The organism is Burkholderia sp. MSMB1835 (genome assembly GCF_001526365.1).
Classification (GTDB): Bacteria; Pseudomonadota; Gammaproteobacteria; order Burkholderiales; family Burkholderiaceae; genus Burkholderia.
On the sequence record NZ_LOYP01000004.1, the window covers coordinates 109,623 to 125,679 of the forward strand.

Annotated in this window: 13 protein-coding genes; 4 read left to right on the top strand and 9 right to left on the bottom strand. The window is 67.2% G+C overall.

Translation table 11 applies throughout. The features are described from left to right. Positions 1-199 precede the first annotated feature (199 nt). The 3 genes from WS96_RS02245 to WS96_RS02255 form a co-directional block, all read right to left on the bottom strand. Entirely contained in the window at positions 200-520 is a 321-nt protein-coding gene (locus tag WS96_RS02245) for a DUF1330 domain-containing protein (protein ID WP_059830326.1), read from the bottom strand. Between the two features lie 166 nt (positions 521-686). Further along, positions 687-1,397, bottom strand: a complete 711-nt coding sequence (locus tag WS96_RS02250; RefSeq protein ID WP_257127917.1) for a hypothetical protein — start codon at positions 1,395-1,397, stop codon at positions 687-689. A 103-nt stretch (positions 1,398-1,500) separates the two neighbouring features. Continuing rightward, positions 1,501-1,959, bottom strand: a complete 459-nt coding sequence (locus WS96_RS02255) for a MerR family transcriptional regulator (RefSeq protein ID WP_059830330.1) — start codon at positions 1,957-1,959, stop codon at positions 1,501-1,503. Positions 1,960-2,036: 77 nt separating this feature from the next. On the opposite strand from WS96_RS02255, the gene WS96_RS02260 reads away from it, so the two are divergent. Continuing rightward, the gene (locus WS96_RS02260; RefSeq protein ID WP_059830331.1) at positions 2,037-3,269 is read left to right on the top strand and encodes an NADH:flavin oxidoreductase/NADH oxidase family protein; all 1,233 of its coding nucleotides are present in this window, start codon (positions 2,037-2,039) and stop codon (positions 3,267-3,269) included. 94 nt (positions 3,270-3,363) lie between these two features. Here WS96_RS02260 and WS96_RS02265 read toward each other — a convergent pair whose 3' ends face one another. The 4 genes from WS96_RS02265 to WS96_RS02280 form a co-directional block, all read right to left on the bottom strand. Beyond that, positions 3,364-5,481 carry a TonB-dependent receptor gene (locus WS96_RS02265; RefSeq protein ID WP_059830333.1) on the bottom strand — a complete coding sequence of 706 codons (2,118 nt, stop codon included), beginning with the start codon at positions 5,479-5,481 and terminating at the stop codon, positions 3,364-3,366. A 40-nt stretch (positions 5,482-5,521) separates the two neighbouring features. Further along, positions 5,522-6,997, bottom strand: a complete 1,476-nt coding sequence (locus WS96_RS02270) for a PepSY-associated TM helix domain-containing protein (RefSeq protein ID WP_059830335.1) — start codon at positions 6,995-6,997, stop codon at positions 5,522-5,524. Positions 6,998-7,240: 243 nt separating this feature from the next. Further along, complete coding sequence (locus WS96_RS02275) at positions 7,241-7,726, bottom strand: DUF2946 family protein (RefSeq protein ID WP_059503928.1); 486 nt, start codon at positions 7,724-7,726, stop codon at positions 7,241-7,243. 110 nt (positions 7,727-7,836) lie between these two features. Continuing rightward, on the bottom strand, positions 7,837-8,160 hold the full coding sequence (locus WS96_RS02280; protein WP_059830336.1) for a hypothetical protein: 324 nt from the start codon (positions 8,158-8,160) through the stop codon (positions 7,837-7,839). 593 nt (positions 8,161-8,753) lie between these two features. On the opposite strand from WS96_RS02280, the gene WS96_RS02285 reads away from it, so the two are divergent. After that, on the top strand, positions 8,754-9,386 hold the full coding sequence (locus tag WS96_RS02285; protein WP_059830338.1) for a LysE family translocator: 633 nt from the start codon (positions 8,754-8,756) through the stop codon (positions 9,384-9,386). Positions 9,387-9,459: 73 nt separating this feature from the next. Here the strand turns inward: WS96_RS02285 and WS96_RS02290 are convergent, their stop codons facing one another. Beyond that, entirely contained in the window at positions 9,460-11,088 is a 1,629-nt protein-coding gene (locus WS96_RS02290) for an NADP-dependent glyceraldehyde-3-phosphate dehydrogenase (protein WP_059830340.1), read from the bottom strand. Positions 11,089-12,026: 938 nt separating this feature from the next. On the opposite strand from WS96_RS02290, the gene WS96_RS02300 reads away from it, so the two are divergent. Further along, the gene (locus WS96_RS02300) at positions 12,027-14,156 is read left to right on the top strand and encodes a TonB-dependent receptor (protein ID WP_059830342.1); all 2,130 of its coding nucleotides are present in this window, start codon (positions 12,027-12,029) and stop codon (positions 14,154-14,156) included. Positions 14,157-14,213: 57 nt separating this feature from the next. Continuing rightward, positions 14,214-14,705, top strand: coding sequence for a hypothetical protein (locus tag WS96_RS02305; protein ID WP_257127918.1), 492 nt, complete (start codon positions 14,214-14,216; stop codon positions 14,703-14,705). 19 nt (positions 14,706-14,724) lie between these two features. Here WS96_RS02305 and WS96_RS02310 read toward each other — a convergent pair whose 3' ends face one another. Then, on the bottom strand, positions 14,725-15,672 hold the full coding sequence (locus WS96_RS02310; RefSeq protein ID WP_059830344.1) for a LysR family transcriptional regulator: 948 nt from the start codon (positions 15,670-15,672) through the stop codon (positions 14,725-14,727). Positions 15,673-16,057: the final 385 nt, after the last annotated feature.

Consider the following 16,057-nt stretch of genomic DNA (forward strand, 5'->3'; position numbering starts at 1 on the left):
ATGCGGCTGCGCGGCTTGACTGAGCAATCCCCCGCGACTATCTACACAACCCGGGTTTCGCATAATCGGGTCGAGCATGCCGCGAAAATATTTGTCTGATGAATGACGCATATCAGGCCATCTCGGTGTCGTTACTGAGAACCGTGACGGATGAGGGCGGCGCGCAACGCGTCGTATGCGTCATCACCTGCATCGAGCCTCAGCGCAGGATGTCGGTCGCCTTGTGCCGTTCGTCGACGCCGTCGATCAGGATCAACGGGCCGCTCGCGTGTCGTGCGCGCAGCGGCTGAATCTGCCGGTACGCGTCCGATTCGTACCATGCGCGCGCCGTGTCGAGATCGGGAAACGCGATCGCGATCAGGTCGCCGCGCCACACGCCTTCGCGCACTTCCGGCCGTGCGCCGTGAATCGCGAAATGGCCGTCGTACGGCGCGAGCGTGCCGTCGATACGTTCGAGATATTCGACGATGTCGTCGCACATCTCGACGTCGTGCAGGTGAGCGATGGCGTAGGCGGTCATGGCGGGCTCCTTGGCGGGATGCGGTGCGTGAGTCGATGGAGCCATGATCGCGGCGCGGGAGGTGCGCGTCGATTACCTGCGACGTAAGCAAATCGGTGCAGCCGCGCCGCGCTGCGCCGTGCTTCGGCCCCGCTATTGGCGCGCATCGTCAGCGGCAGTGCCGCCATCAATGCGTGCGGCAAGCCGGATCACTTTCGCGCCGCTCCGCCGAATCGCACCAGTCACGCGGTCGCCACGCTTCGAACGTGACGGGCTTGGCCGCATTGGCGCGCGTAATGCGTACCGGGTCGGCCTTTAGCGCATCGCCGTCCTCGTCATAGTTGAATCGCCAGTTCCGGAACACGTCGCGATGAAACACCCACGTACGGTGTGAGATGTCGTAGCGAAACGTGATGCGGTCGCGCCAATGGTTGTGGCCCGCAAATACCCCCTGTTCGACCGTGAAGGCGCGAGCGCCGACCGTGAGCGCGTTGTCGGCGACGCCATTGAGATACGGGTCGTCCATGCCGCCTTCGTCGGCTTTCATGATCACAGTGTCGTTGCGCGCGGCCAGCCGGTAGCGCCCGTCCTTGCCTTGCAGGAAGATCATCAGCGGACGCAGCGACGCGTTGGCCATCGAGTCGTCGGGTCGGTGCGCGACGACGACGTAGCCGTTGCGCGTGCTATCGGTCAACTGGCCGGATGCGGTGTCCATCGCTTCGTAGCCGGCCGGAAGCTGCGCGACGATCTCGTCCGGCAGATCGGGTTTGTCCGGGCAAGCGAACGACGCAGGCGTGTCGGCGCAAGTCCAGGCGAAGGCGCCGCCGATGCCGAACATCAGCAGCGCGGCGACGAGACATTCTCTGATGCGGGGGGCTGTCATATGAATAGGGGACATGAGATTGCGCTGCGGCAGCCGACGCCTATGCGTCAACCCGTTTCGCCACGGCGCAAATGGATGGATCGACGGACGGCGTAGCGTAATCCCGCAACGCAATCCCTCACGCGCGCTTGCGCGCCGGCCGCACCACGGGTGCGGACTCCAGTGGCTGGCTGGCCTGCTCGCAGAGCCGGTCGAGCATCCGTTGCGCAGCGCTCGCGCAATCCTCGCCTTCGGGCTTGTTCTCGATTTCGTCGATCAACGTCTCGAGGTGCTGACGGTTCTGCGCGAGCCGCCGTTCGAGCAGCGCGATCTCGCCGACCTTGTGCCGCAGCGCGACCAGCAGTTCGTCGTGCGGCCATGCGCCGAGATCGGGCGGCAGCACCGCGCGGATCTCGTCGAGCGAGAAGCCCGCACACTGCGCGCGGTCGATGATCGCGAGCCGCGTCAACGCTTCCGGCCCATATTCCCGATAGCCGTTCGCCTGCCGGCGGGCCGGTTCGAGCAGGCCGCTCGCTTCGTAGAAACGGATGCGAGACGCCGCGAGGCCGCTCGCCTTCGCCAGTTCGCCGATTTTCATGTTGGGCTCCAAAAAGGCTTGACCTTAAAGTTGACTTTAAAGTTATCGTGGGCCATCGTCAATCGAGGATCTGCCACATGAATCTGTTTGCGCCCCTCACACTGCCCAACGGGGCGGTGATTCCGAACCGTCTGGCCAAGGCCGCGATGGAAGAAAACATGGCCGATGCGGACCACGCGCCGTCCGATGCGTTGCTGCGCCTGTACCAGGCGTGGGCCGACGGTCAGGCCGGCCTGATCCTGACCGGCAACGTGATGGTGGACGGCCGCGCGATGACGGGGCCGAACGGCGTCGTGCTCGAAAGCGACGCGCATCTCGACCGTTTCCGCCGCTGGGCGCAGATCGCCCGCTCGGGCGGCGGGCACGTGTGGATGCAGATCAATCACCCCGGGCGCCAGATGCAGGCGGCGCTCGGCCAGACGACGCTCGCGCCGTCGGCCGTGCCGCTCGCGCTCGGCGCGCTGTCGAAGCAGTTTCCGGTGCCCAAGGAGATGACGGCGGCCGATATCGCCGACGTGCAGCAGCGTTTCGTGCGTGCCGCGCAGCTCGCGGAGCAAAGCGGCTTCACCGGCGTGCAGGTGCATGCGGCGCACGGCTATCTGCTGAGCCAGTTCCTGTCGCCGCTGACGAACCGCCGGCAGGATCAATGGGGCGGCAGCATCGAGAATCGCGCACGCCTGCTGCTCGATATCGTGAAGGCGGTGCGCGCGTCGGTATCGCCGGCCTTCGCCGTCGCGGTGAAGCTGAATTCGGCCGATTTCCAGCGCGGCGGTTTCAGCGCGGACGACGCGAAGCGCGTGGTCGAATTGCTGAATCCGCTCGGCGTCGACCTCGTCGAACTGTCGGGCGGCAGCTATGAAGTGCCGGCGATGCAGGGCGAGGCGCGCGACGGGCGCACGCTCGCGCGCGAAGCGTATTTCCTCGAATTCGCGCGCGACATCACGGCCGTCGCGCGGATGCCGCTGATGGTCACGGGCGGGATCCGGCGCCGTGCGGTGGCCGAGCAGGTCGTGAACAGCGGCGTGGCGATGGTCGGCATCGCGACCGCGCTGTCGATCGACCCGAACCTGCCGCGCGACTGGCGCGCCGGCAAGGACAGCGCGCCGGTGCTGCAGCCGATCCGCTGGAAGAACAAGGCGCTGGGCGCGCTGGCGAACATGGCTGTCGTCAAGTTCCAGCTCGCGCGGCTCAGCGAAGGGCGTCGTACGCACCCGCAGGTGTCGCCGCTGCGCGCGCTGGTGAAGCAGCAACTGGCCGCGCAGTGCCAGACGCGACGCTACCGGAAGTGGATGGCGGGGCCGCGTACTTGATCGATGCGTCCGGGTCGGCCGCGACGATACCGGAGGCTGACCGATCCGCCGCCGCGCACGCGGCGCCGCGCGCGTTGCGTCGCGGCGCGTCGCATCAGAACCGGTAGTTCGCCAGCACCTCGAGCCGCCGGTCGTTGCCGAGCAGGTACTGCGTCTCGTTGTAGTACGCGGACTGCACGTAACGACGGTTGAACACGTTGTACGCGCGGGCGGTGATCGTCGTGTCCTTGCGCGGCTTCCACGCGAGGCCGAGGTCGACGGTCGTGTACGACGGCATCACGAGCTGGTTCGCGGTATCGGCGAACCGCTTGCCGACGTACTTGACGCCCGCGATGCCCGTCCAGTCCGGGGCGAAGCGCCAGCTCACCCACAGGTTCGCCAGACGCTGCGGCACCGACACCGGCACGTTGCCCGCGCGCGATACGGTCGCGCCGCCGGACGACTGCTGGAAATCGTCGTATTTCGCGCGCAGGATCGACACGTTCGCATCGACGCGCCAGTCCTTCGCGATCTCCGCACCGACCGTCGCCTCCAGCCCGCGCGACGACTGTTGGCCGACCTGGATCGACTGATTGGGGTTCGCCGGGTCGGCGGTCAGGAGATTGCTCTTCGCGATCCGGTACGCGGCCAGCGTCCATTCGGCCTTGCCGTCGAGGAACGACTGCTTCACGCCGATCTCGATCTGGCGGCCGGTCGCGAGCGTGAAGTTCGCCTTCGATGCATTCAGCGACAGCAGCGAGCTGACCGGATCGGCCGCGACCGAATACTGGCCGTACACGGCGAAACCGGGCCGTACGTCGTACACGGTGCCGACGCGCCAGCCCGTGTTCGCGAACACCTTCGTGAATGCGCCGCCGTTCACGAGATCGTCGCGGTTCACGCTCGCATGGTCGTAGCGCAGCCCGCCGATCACCGACCAGCGCGGCGTGATCGCGAGCCGGTTCTCCGCGAACAGCGCGTACTGGTTCGACTGGCTGCGGTACTTCGGAAACGTGCCGGCCGTATTGATGAAACCGCCCGGATCGAAGTCGAACGGATCGACCGTCGACGTGCCCGAATACGGCGAGTTGTTGTCGTGCTGGAACGTCGTATGGTTGAACTCGACGCCCGCCGAAAACGTGTTGCGCATCCCGAACAACGCGCTGTCGACGGTGGCCGTCGTCACGTTGCCGTACTGCTCCTGATCATGAAAGATCTCGGTGTAGCTGCTGCGCCGGACTTGCGCGCTCGACGGCACGTACGTGTAGTACTCCGCATCCTTCCAGTGACGATTGCTCTTCATCCGGTACAGCGTGCTCGTCACGTTCAGGCCGTCGCTCGGCTGCCAGTTCGCCGATACGGTGGCCCAGCTGTCGCGGAACGCGATGTCGGCGTCGCCGACGTTGTAGTTCTTCTCGTCGAGCGCGCGATCGCGCGCGCCGCCGACGAGCGGCGCGCCGAAATACCGCATCGGATGCTGGAAGCCCTGCGCGTACGACGCCGTCACGTACAGGTCGGGCGTCACGTCGTAGCGCAGCGCGCCCGAGACCGACAGGTTGCGCGAGTCGCCGCGATCGACCCAGTTCGACGAGCGGTTGCCGCTGAGGTCGAAGCGGTACGACAGCTTGTCGTCGATCGCGCCGCCGCTGCCGAACGCCGCGCGCGCCGTGCCTTCGGTGCCGCCGCCGACCTGCAGCTCGTTGCGGATCGGCGCGCGCGTCGGTTTCTTCGGCACGATGTTGACCACGCCGCCGATCGCGCCTTCGCCGTAGATCACCGAAGCGGGGCCGCGCAGCACGTCGATATGGTCGACCGACCACGTGTCGAACGGGAACGTGACGCCGATCGCGCCGTACGGGCGCACGCCGTCGTAGAGCTGCGTGACCGACGACGCGCCGACGAAGCCGCGCGCGGCGAGTTCCGAATCGCCGTTGCCGGGATGCGGCGACGCGCTGATGCCGGCGGCGCGGCTTACTGCGTCGACGATCGAACTGTCGCCGCGCGTGTCGAGGGTCGCGCGGCCGATCTGCTCGACGCTCGCGGGCGTTTCGAGCGGCGACAGCCCGAGATGGCTGCCGGTGTCGAGCGGATGCGTCAGTGCGGGCGCCTTCTGCGCGTCGACGCGAATCGGTGCGAGCGTGGCGCCGGCGTCGTCGACGCCGCTTTCCTGTGCGTGCCCGCCCGGCGAGAGCGCCGCGAGAACGGCAGCGGGTAGCATCGATCTGAACTTCATCGTTTCGGTTTCCTTCGAATGGGGGAGGCGCTTGCGTCGATCACGCTGCGGCCGGGGCCGCGCGGCCGAACAGCAGCCGGTCGAGCAGCCAGACCGCGACGAGCGTCAACCCCATCAGCGGGAACACGATGCCGAGCAGCACGAGCCCGGCGACCCAGCCGCGCATCGGCGGCGTGCCGCGTTCGCGCGACGGTGCGCCCAGCTTCCCGGCCGGGCGGCGTTTCCACCACATCACGGTGCCCGTGACGGCCATCGCGGCCAGCCCGAGCGACAACACCGCGCAAAGGATCTGGTTCGCGAGCCCGAAATAACGGCCCATGTGCAGCGACGTGCCGTACGACACGGCTTTCGATACCGCGCCGTAGTCGCCGTAGCGGATGTCCTTCAGGACGGCGCCGCTGTACTGGTCGACGTAGATCGTGCGTTCGGCCTTCGGGTCGGCCGGAAAGTACGACGCGGTGAACACGCCATCCGCGCCGGACGGCAACGCGAGCGTGTAGCCGCTCGTCACGCCGAGCCCGGCGACGATCGCGACCGCGCGGGCCAGCGGCAGCGGCGCGGGTGCCGACGCCGACGCCGACGGCGAATGCGGCACGGGCACGTTGCCGACCGCCCACGGCGTTTGCGGCAACGGCAGGTCGTCCATCACCATGCCCGGCATCGATTCGCCGGAATCGTGGTGATGGCCGGACGGCATGGCCGGCTGCGCAGGCGCGTGCCCGGCCGTCACAGCGGCACCCGGTCGCGTCGAGCGGATCGACCCGCCGCCCCACGCGCCTTCCGGCGCGCCGAGGTTCACGGTCGCGGCGAGCGCCTTGAAATTCTTGCCCCACGAGCCCGACCACGGCAGCCCCGTCAGGATGAACGCGACCGTGCCGGCCGCGAGCCAGATGCCGGCCGACGCGTGAATGCTCTTCCACAGCGGCCGGCCGCGCAGCGACAGGTCGGGCCGCAGCGCGCGCCCGACGCGGGCCGTCCCGCGCGGCCACCACAGCGCGACGCCGGTGCCGATCATCACGAAGGTCCAGCAGGCGGCGAGCTCCATCAGCAACTCGCCGGTCTTGCCGAGCAGCAGCTTGCGATGCAGCATCCGGTCGATCTGCATGAAGCGGTTCTCGACGCTCAGCGTGCCGAGCACGCTGCCGTCGTACGGGTTCACGTACACGCTCTCGCGGCTGCCGTCGCGCAGCCGGAATACGTACTCGGCGCTGCGGTCCGGCGCGGTGGCGACCTGCACGGACACCGGCGTGGCGCCGGCCGGCATCGCGGTGCGTGCGCGGGCGAGCAGCGTGTCGGCATCGAGCCGCGGCGTCGCGCGCGGTTCGACGACCAGCCGGTGCGGATACAGCAGCGGTTCGATCTGCGGCTGGAAGCAGTAGAGCGTGCCCGTGATCGCGAGGATCACGAGGAACGGCATCACGAACAGGCCGGCGTAGAAATGCCAGCGCCAGAGCGTCCGGTAACCGGCGCTGGCGGAACGGGCGGGCGAGATGGCCCGATCGACGGTGGTCGACATGGTGTGAACTCCTCGGGTGCGTCGAGCGGCGCGACCGGCGCGGGCCGGCTGCGGTCGACGTGCGTCGCACCCGCATGCGTGCATCGCCGCGACAGGCGGCGCGGTGCACCGCGCAAACGGTGCGCAGGGCGACGTCGCCCGCGCGATGCGGGCATTCGGGTGAACGCGTGAATCAGGTCAGGGCGAAACGAACGGCGTGAACGCGCATGCACGTCGACGTGCGCGCGTCACGGGGCAAAACGTTCAGCAGAACAGAGGAGGGGCGCGGGAGGGCGGGCGATCGTCGAATATCGATCGCACGAATGGAAGACCGTCGAAGCGAATGAAGAAGCGCCGCGGCGGCGCCGCGGGAAACAGCAGCACCAGCAGCACGAACGACGCGAGCGCGGTGAACAGTGCGGCGCCGAACGCGCACAGGCTGTCGCCGTTGTCGGAGGACGCCGCCTGGTCGGCATGCGCGTCATGCTTCAGTGCATCGGCGAGCGCGCGCGCATCGTTGGCCGGCGTGATCGGCGCGCCCGCATCGAAGCGGGCGGCCAGCGCGGCGCCGGTGACGATCAGCGGGCCGCGGCCCGAACACAGCACCACCGAGCCCGCATCCGGACCGTCCGGATCGAGCATCACGGCGCCCGACATCAGCGCGCGGGACAGCAGCGTCACGAGGAGGAACCCCCACAGCCACCGTCGCGCGACGCCTGGCCGGAGCAGGAAGCGGCGAAGTGCGTTCATGGCGCGCGATTGTACCTCCGTTTACGTAGAGGGGCAGTCGGGGCGCGCGTGTGCGGGGTGGGCTGGATTGCCGCAACGGCCGTGCGCGACGCGCGGTCCGTTGCGCCGGCTCACACCGGATAGGCGTCGTCGACCTTCAGGTTCGCGAGCCGGAACAGCGTGCGCAGCGTCTGCGGATGAATGTCGCGGTGCGCGGCGAACGACGTCAGCATGAAGTCGAGCACCTTCGCGTAGCGGAGCAGCACGAGGCAGCGCGCGAGATCGGGCGCGCGGCCGCGCATGTCTTCGGCGAGCGTGACCATTTGCGTCGACAGCGTGCGCGCCATCTCGAGTTCCATCTGCTGTTTTTCGGTCCAGTCGGGCAGCGGCTGTTCGAGCACCTTCGCGAGGAAGAGCTGGAACGACGAGTCGGACGAGTTGGGCTGCGCATCCATGAAGAGCCTCGTTGCATGTGCATGTCGTACGGGCGTATCCGCGGACGCGCCCGAGGGTGAATTCATGTCCGCGCGGTCCCCGCGCGCGGCTTCTGCCCGAACGGAATGCAGATTCCGTACCAGCGCCGCCGGACGATTGTTGAGCAATGTTGAGCCGCGCTCCGCCGCCGGTCGGCGAGTCCCGTCGGGACTGGATCGCGCAGGCGTTCGAGGCGGGTGTCTACGGGCGCGAGGTGGGCGGCGTCGGGCGCCCGAAGCGGAGTGACGACGCGAAATGCTTCACGGATGTAACGTAACGCGGGCCTCGGGCGCGTCGCGCGTTTGCGCCGGCGAACGGCCGGAACGACGCGTGCCGCGTGGTCCGGCCGCGCCCGCCGTGCATCCGCCGACGGCAAACGGGGGCGCGGAACGTGCGCTGTCGCATCGCGCGAACCGGCGGCGAACACGCCGGTTGTTTCAAAACAGAGACGGTCCGGCGGCGGGCGATCGGTTGCGTGGCCATCCAACTGGCCCACCGATCGGCCGCACAATTGTCCATGGGCAGACGGCGCGAGTTTGCCAACAATCTCCGAATCGTCCCCGCGAGATACGACATGAGCGCCCATACCTTCTTCTCGGCCAACCTGCTGCTTGCCTACACGGCCTATTTCATCGGCACGGCCAGCCCCGGGCCGAGCAATCTCGCGATCATGTCGGTCGCCGCGAACCAGGGCCGCAAGGCGGCGCTCGCGTTCGCGCTCGGCGTGATTTCGGGGTCGATGTTCTGGGCGACGATCGCGGCGCTCGGCATATCGGCCGCGTTGCTCGCGTGGTCGAAGCTGCTGGTCGCGATCAAGGTCTTCGGCGGGCTGTACCTGCTGTGGCTCGCGTTCAAGTCGGCGCGCACGGCGCTGTCGGGGCCGCCGGCGGCCTCGGCGAGCGCGGCGCGCGAGCAGCGGCTGTCGCGCTTCTACGTGCGCGGCGCGATGCTGCACCTGACCAATCCGAAGGCGATTCTCGTGTGGGTATCGATCGTCGCGCTGTCGTCGAACGGCGCGGGCGGCGCGCACGGCGCCGTCGTCCCGGGCTGCCTCGCGATCGGCTGCATGGTGTTCGGCGGCTATGCGCTGGTGTTCTCGATGGACGGTGCGCGGCGGCTGTACGTGCGCGGCCGTCGCGCGATGGAAGCGTGCCTGGCCGTGGTGTTCGGCGTCGCGGGCATTCGGCTGCTGGCGACGAACGTCTAGCCGGGCGATGCATGCCGGAGGCACTCCGCCGCACCGGCGTGCGGCGAAGGCTCCGGCATCGACCGGGACGGCTTCAGAAAATGAAGCCGGTATTGATGAACTTCGAGTGGTGATCCGACACGATCGAGTCGAGCAGTTGCTTGCTGTCGTCGGTCTGCTTCGCCGCGACCATCGAGCGGATCGAGAACGCGCGCAGCGCATCGCTCACCGACAGCGTGCCTTCGGCCGAATCCTTGCGCCCCGCGAACGGGAACACGTCGGGCCCGCGCTGGCACTGGCAATTGATGTTCACGCGGCACACCTGGTTCACGAGCGGATCGACGAGCGCGCCGATCTGCGCCGGATCGGAACCGAAGATGCTGACCTGCTGGCCGTGATCCGACGTCGTCACGTAGTCGAGCGCGGTTTCCACGTCGTCGAACGGTGCGACCGGAATGATCGGCCCGAACTGCTCCTCGCGGTACAGCTTCATCCCTTCGGACACCGGATACACGACGGCCGGATAGAACAGCGTCTTGCTGAATTCCCCGCCCGAACGATTGACGACCTGCGCGCCCTTCGCCTTCGCGTCGTCGATCGCGTCGGTCATGTACGCGGTGCGATGCATGCCGGGCAGCGGCGTGATGCTGACGCCTTTTTCCCACGGCATGCCGATCTTCAGCTGTTCGAGTGCGGCGGTGAAGCGCTTCAGGAATTCGTCGACGATCGAGCGATGCACGAGCAGCATCTTCAGCGCGGTGCAGCGCTGGCCGTTGAACGACAGCGCGCCGAGCAGGCACTCCTTCACGGTGAGGTCGAGATCGGCGTCGGGCAGCACGATCGCCGCGTTCTTCGCGTCGAGGCCGAGGATCGCGCGCAGCCGGTGCGACTTCGGGTGCTGCTTCTTCAGGTGATCGGCCACCTTGCTCGACCCGATCAGCGCGAGCACGTTGATCTTGCCCGACGCGAGCATGTGCGGCACGACCACCGCGCCCGGCGCGTAGATCGTGTTGATCACGCCCTTCGGGAACGCGTCGCGGAACGCCTCGAGCAGCGGCTCGAACAGCAGCGTGCCGTACTGCGGCGGCTTGAACACCACGGTGTTGCCCATCAGCAGCGCCGGAATCAGCGTCGCGAACGTCTCGTTCAACGGATAGTTGTACGGGCCCATGCACAGCACGACGCCCAGCGGCGTGCGGCGGATCTGGCCGATCGTGCCTTCCGCGATCACGAAGCGCGAGTTCGCGTTGTCGAGCTCTTTCAGCGCATCGATCGTCTGCGTCATGTAGGTGACGGTGCGGTCGAATTCCTTCTGCGAATCGGCGAGGCTCTTGCCGATCTCCCACATGATCAGGTTCACGACCAGCTCGCGCTGCGCGACCATCCGCTTGATGAAGTCCTGCATGCACGCGATGCGCTGTTCGACCTTCATCGTCGGCCATTCGCCGCGGCCGGCGTCGTACGCGCGCACCGCGGCGTCGAGCGCCGCGTCGCTTTCCGTTTCGCCCATCACCGGGTAGCTGCCGATCTCGACCTGCTCGACGCTGCCGTCTGCCTGGCGCACGCACACCGGCGACAGCACGGTCTTGGTTGCGCCGTCCCACGGTCGCAATTCGCCGTCGACGAGCGACACGCGCTGGTGAATCGGCGAAGCCAGCCGGAATTCGGCGGGGATGTCCTGTAAGGCGGGAAACAGGTGCTGCAGGGAGGCGGAATCGGGCATGACGGTCTCGTTTGACGGGGTGTCCGGAAGGACGGGCGATGCGAATCCTGAACTGAACGGTCCTCGATCCTGAATCGGCATCATGACGCGCCCGCGACGGCGCGTCACGCGCGAATAGTGTCGATTCGGCGAATGGAACCAGTTCCATTTAAAAGGAACGCCGCGGCGAATGCAACATGGGGCAAGCGCGCCGCAATGACCGTAAGCATTCGGAAAGAATGTGTCCAAATCCCCGGTATAACGGCCGCGGTGCAAGCGCAAACGTTTTACTTGGGCCGAATTGAGCGGATAATGGCGCAGCGCGGCGAGGAAAAAAATGCAGTGAGCCTGAGAGCAGACGTAGTGAAGAACGGACGAAGATCCGCTGCGCTGCCGATACGAGGTCGGCTGCCCGGAGCGCCGGGTCGGGGTTGCCCGGTCCGGCGCGCACCGGACCGTTGAATCCGCCTCGTCTGCTCGACCCGATCCTTCGTGATCCTCTCCAGTTTCCCCCCGTCGTCGTATCCCGATTCCCGCCTGTTATCGATCGTTGCCGCATGAGGCGGCCGATTCGAATCTTTCGTTTTCATTACGAATTGAGCCGCTCGATGGCCCAAAACAGAAAGGCATTCGTCAGGAATGCAGAGCGCCATGCGCGCTTGCGTTGCGGACAGGCGACACGGTGAAAATTAACTAAAAACACGAATCATTCTCGTTTATTATTTCGCCGCATTACGAGCCGTGACGGGATGTCACGGCTTTTTTCGTGCCGGCGGCGCCGGCCGGCAGCGATCCGCGCCGGCCGTTCGCCACCCGGCCTGCGCGACGGGGCGATCCTCCACGCGCATCGTCGTTTTCGCGAAAAGGGCTTGGCCGCTTCGCCGCGCGATGTGCGCGCGGGCCGGCGCATTCTCGTTCGCCGTTTTCTTCACCACCTTCCACGTTCACGAACGTTCACGATGAAACTCAACACGAGCGCGTGCCATGCGCTTCTGATCGTCACGTCGCTGGCCGGCGCCCGCACTTCGTTTGCGCAGGCGGCTGACGCCGCGGCGACCCTGCCCGCGATTTCCGTCAACGCGGCCGCCGAGCATGCGTCGTACGACGGCGGCCATTCGCGCGCGGCGACCAAGACCGACATGTCGCTGATGGACGTGCCGCAGACGGTGAACGTCGTGCCGCACGCGGTGATCGAGGATCAGAACGCGACGTCGCTGCAGGACGCACTGCGCAACGTGCCGGGCGTCGGCTTCTCGGTCGGCGACGGCCAGCGCGACCAGATCACGATCCGCGGCTTCAACAGCATCACGGACCAGTACGTCGACGGCATTCGCGACGATGCGCTGTACTACCGCGACCTGTCGAACGTCGAGCGTGTCGAAGTGCTGAAGGGGCCGGCGGCCGTGCTGTACGGGCGCGGCTCGGCGGGCGGCATCGTGAATCGCGTGCTGAAGCGGCCGCAGGCGACGCCGGTGAACGACGTGGGCGTGACGCTCGGCACGCGCGGCGAGCGGCGCGGCGAATTCGACCTCGGCTGGAACCCGAACGACGCGGCGCGCTTTCGGATGACCGGCGCGGCCGAGAATTCGAACAGCTTCCGCGACCAGTTCCAGCTCAACCGGCAGGCGATCGCGCCGTCCGCGCAGTTCAAGCTCGACCGCGACACGGTGCTGAACGTCGAATTCGACTACCTGCACGACCGCCGCACGTCCGATCAGGGCCTGCCCGCGTATCGCGGCCGGCCGGTCGACGTGCCGATCAACACGTACTACGGGTCGGCCGACGGGGGGAACAGTTCTTACAACGACGTCTCCGCGAAGAGCGCGACGGTGTCGCTCGATCACCGCTTCGACGATTCGCTGTCGTTCCACGGCGCGATCCGCGCGTACGACTTCTCGCTCGAGCGGAAGAACTACGTGACGTACGAGCCGATCAAGACGGCCGCGCGCCCGGTCGTCACGCTCGACCAGTCGACGCGCCAGCGCACCGATCACGGCATCGACGGGCTGTTCGAGCTCACGCAGAAGACGTCGCTGTTCGGCATGCGTCACGAGCTGCTGTACGGGCTCGAGCTGTCGCAGCAGCAGAAGTTCGACACGATCTACGGCGTGACGAAGGTCGCGACCTACGATCTCTTCAATCCGCAGCCGGTCGTGCTGCCCGGCGTGCCGACCGGCGTGCGCGCGAAGACGAACGCGTCGACCGTTGTCGGGCTCGCGGGCGTCTATGCGCAGGATCTGATCTCGCTGACCGAACACTGGAAGGTGCTCGCGGGCCTGCGCTTCGACTACCTGAACCAGACCCGCCACGACTACACGTCGTCGAACGTCAATCTCGAGCGCACCGATCATGCGTGGAGCCCGCGCGTCGGCCTGATCTACGAACCGCTCGACTGGCTCACGCTGTACGGATCGTTCAGCCAGTCGTTCTCGCCGCTGGCCGACACGCTGATCAGCTCCGGCGCGTTCTCGAACGGCGCCGCGCTCGCGCCGCAGAAGACCACCGCGTATGAGCTCGGCTCGCGTTTCGACCTCGGCGGCAAGGCCACGGCCAGCGTCGCGCTGTTCGACATGCGCCAGACCAACCAGCAGATCGGCGACCCGGCGAATCCCGGCTATGCGTTGCCTATCGGCACGCAGCACGTGCGCGGGATGGAGCTCGGCTTCACCGGCGAGATCGCGCCGAAGTGGTCGGTGTATGCGGGTTACGCGTACCTGAACGGCACGGTGGACGGATCCGCGCAATCGACCGCGGCCGGCCTCGCGGTATCGAGCAACACGCCGGGGCTGATGCCGCGGCACAGCGCGAACCTGTGGCTCAAGCGCGAGCTGCCGTACGGCTTCTATGCGGCGGCCGGCATGCAGTTCCAGTCGGCGCGCTACACGTCGGCGAGCGATCTCGTCACGCTGCCGTCGTTTACGGTGTTCAACCTGGGCGCCGGCTATCGCAGCAAGAAGGTCGACGTGACGCTCACGCTCGACAACCTGTTCAATCGCCACTACTTCATCGCCGCGCACGGCAACGCGGACCTGTACAACATGCCGGGCGATCCGCGCACGCTGACCGCCACGGTGAAGTGGCACATGTAACGCACGCGGTGCGCGACAATGCGGGTCTTCGTCACGACGACCCGCACCCGACTGCCCATGATCCGCCCCGTGCTCGATGTGTCCAGCATGACCGGCCGCGCCCGCGCGCTGCTTTTATCGTTGCTGGCGTGCGGGCCGCTCGCGGCCGGTGCGCAGACGATCCCCGCGGATGCCGAGCCGGGTTGCCGGGCGGCGCATCTCGACCGGACGATCACGCTGTCGGGGCACTACGCGCTCGATTACGGCGACGAATCGCTCGGGTCGGACGTATGGTTCGCAGAGGACGACGCGTCGGCGCGGCGCTTGCCCGATCGCTCGCAACGCGCGGGCGTGATCGTTTTCACGAATCAACACGAAGCGAGACGCGGGCTGCGGCTGCCTGCCGCGCAGCCGCGCGGCGTGTGCCGGTTCGACGGGCGCGCGACGCTCGTGATCCGCGATCTGGAGACGGCGTGCCCGGGGCTGGAAACGCCCGATCGTGCGCGGCTGGTGAAGGTCGTGGCGGCCGACGCGCCGGCGCGGCATGCTTGCGGCGCCATCGCGCGATGACGCCGGCGCGACGGCGCCGTTACTCGATGTCCTCGTCCTCTTCGTCATCGGCGGCGGGCGCGTCGCGCTCGGGCGCCGCATACGCGCTCGCCTGTTCGAGCAGCCAGCTGCGGAACGATTCCAGCGGCTTGCTGTGGCTGAACTCGGTCGGATACACGAGGTAGTACGCCGAATCGCCGACGGTTGCCGCATCGCACGGCACGACGAGGCCGAGCTGCTGCAACTGTTCCTCGACGAAGAACTTCGGCACGAGCGCGACGCCGAGCCCGGCCGCGGCCGCGCTGATCAGCATCGTATGCAGTTCGTAGCGCACGCCCTGCATCGTGCGGATGTCCTCGACGCCGTGCGCCTCGAACCACTGCGCCCATGCGCCGGGGCGCGTCGTCGAGTGCAGCAGCGGATACGCGAGCAGATCCTCGACGCGCTCGACCGGCCCGTCCAGCAGCGCCGGCGAGCAGATCGGCACGACTTCCTCGCCGAACAGGTAGTCGGACGACGTGCCGGGCCAGGTCGGCTTGCCGTAGTGGATCGCGGCTTCGAAGTGCGTATCCTCGAACGAGAACAGGTCGGTTCGGCTGCCCATGTTCACGCGCACGTCGGGCGTGCGGTCGTAGAAGCTCTTGATGCGCGGGATCAGCCAGTGCGACGCGAAGGTCGGCAGCACCGCGAGCTCCAGGTAACCGCCGCCGCTGCCGTGCGCGATGATCGACAGCGTGTCGCGGTCGAGCGTTTCCAGCGCGCGTCGCACTTGCGTGCCGTACAGCTTGCCGGCCCGCGTCAGCACGACGCGCTGCTTCACGCGCGCGAACAGCCGCACGCCGAGGCTCGCCTCCAGCGTCGCGATCTGTCGCGACACCGCGCTTTCGGTCAGGAACAGTTCCTTGGCCGCGTGCGTGAAGCTCTCGTGGCGGGCGGCGGCTTCGAAAGCCACGAGCGCGCCCATGTTGGGGATCTTGAATTTGCGCATGATGTCTGGGTCTGTCTGGATAGGGAGCACGCACCCGAAATTAAAAAATCATTCCACGGGAATGCCCGACATCGCCCGCAGGGCGGCGTCGCTCGTCGCTTGTCTGGCGCGACCAAACGGCGCTCGTCGCTCCTTGCCCTGCGCCTTAAGGACGCCCCTTGGGATGAGCGATGTCGGGCACGCGCACGTGTGTTCCCTCTCCAAACGGACCCTGAATTCCTCTGATAAAAAGGGCCGGCGCACGTGGGCGAAAGGCGGGCGAAGAACGGCTGATCATTCCAAAAACTCATTACGTATCAATTTAATCTCGCTTTACGCCCCGCTGCAACCCTTTGAATAATGCTTCCCGTGCAAGGCTTGGCGCCCGCTGGGTGGCCGGCCGACG

Coding starts and splice junctions, on each gene's coding strand:
- WS96_RS02265 (WP_059830333.1), bottom strand. CDS start 5,481: ATGAAGTTCAGATCGATGCTACCCGCTGCCGTTCTCGCGGCGCTCTCG.
- WS96_RS02260 (WP_059830331.1), top strand. CDS start 2,037: ATGAATCTGTTTGCGCCCCTCACACTGCCCAACGGGGCGGTGATTCCG.
- WS96_RS02310 (WP_059830344.1), bottom strand. CDS start 15,672: ATGCGCAAATTCAAGATCCCCAACATGGGCGCGCTCGTGGCTTTCGAA.
- WS96_RS02290 (WP_059830340.1), bottom strand. CDS start 11,088: ATGCCCGATTCCGCCTCCCTGCAGCACCTGTTTCCCGCCTTACAGGAC.
- WS96_RS02285 (WP_059830338.1), top strand. CDS start 8,754: ATGAGCGCCCATACCTTCTTCTCGGCCAACCTGCTGCTTGCCTACACG.
- WS96_RS02305 (WP_257127918.1), top strand. CDS start 14,214: ATGATCCGCCCCGTGCTCGATGTGTCCAGCATGACCGGCCGCGCCCGC.
- WS96_RS02270 (WP_059830335.1), bottom strand. CDS start 6,997: ATGTCGACCACCGTCGATCGGGCCATCTCGCCCGCCCGTTCCGCCAGC.
- WS96_RS02275 (WP_059503928.1), bottom strand. CDS start 7,726: ATGAACGCACTTCGCCGCTTCCTGCTCCGGCCAGGCGTCGCGCGACGG.
- WS96_RS02300 (WP_059830342.1), top strand. CDS start 12,027: ATGAAACTCAACACGAGCGCGTGCCATGCGCTTCTGATCGTCACGTCG.
- WS96_RS02280 (WP_059830336.1), bottom strand. CDS start 8,160: ATGGATGCGCAGCCCAACTCGTCCGACTCGTCGTTCCAGCTCTTCCTC.
- WS96_RS02245 (WP_059830326.1), bottom strand. CDS start 520: ATGACCGCCTACGCCATCGCTCACCTGCACGACGTCGAGATGTGCGAC.
- WS96_RS02255 (WP_059830330.1), bottom strand. CDS start 1,959: ATGAAAATCGGCGAACTGGCGAAGGCGAGCGGCCTCGCGGCGTCTCGC.
- WS96_RS02250 (WP_257127917.1), bottom strand. CDS start 1,397: ATGTCCCCTATTCATATGACAGCCCCCCGCATCAGAGAATGTCTCGTC.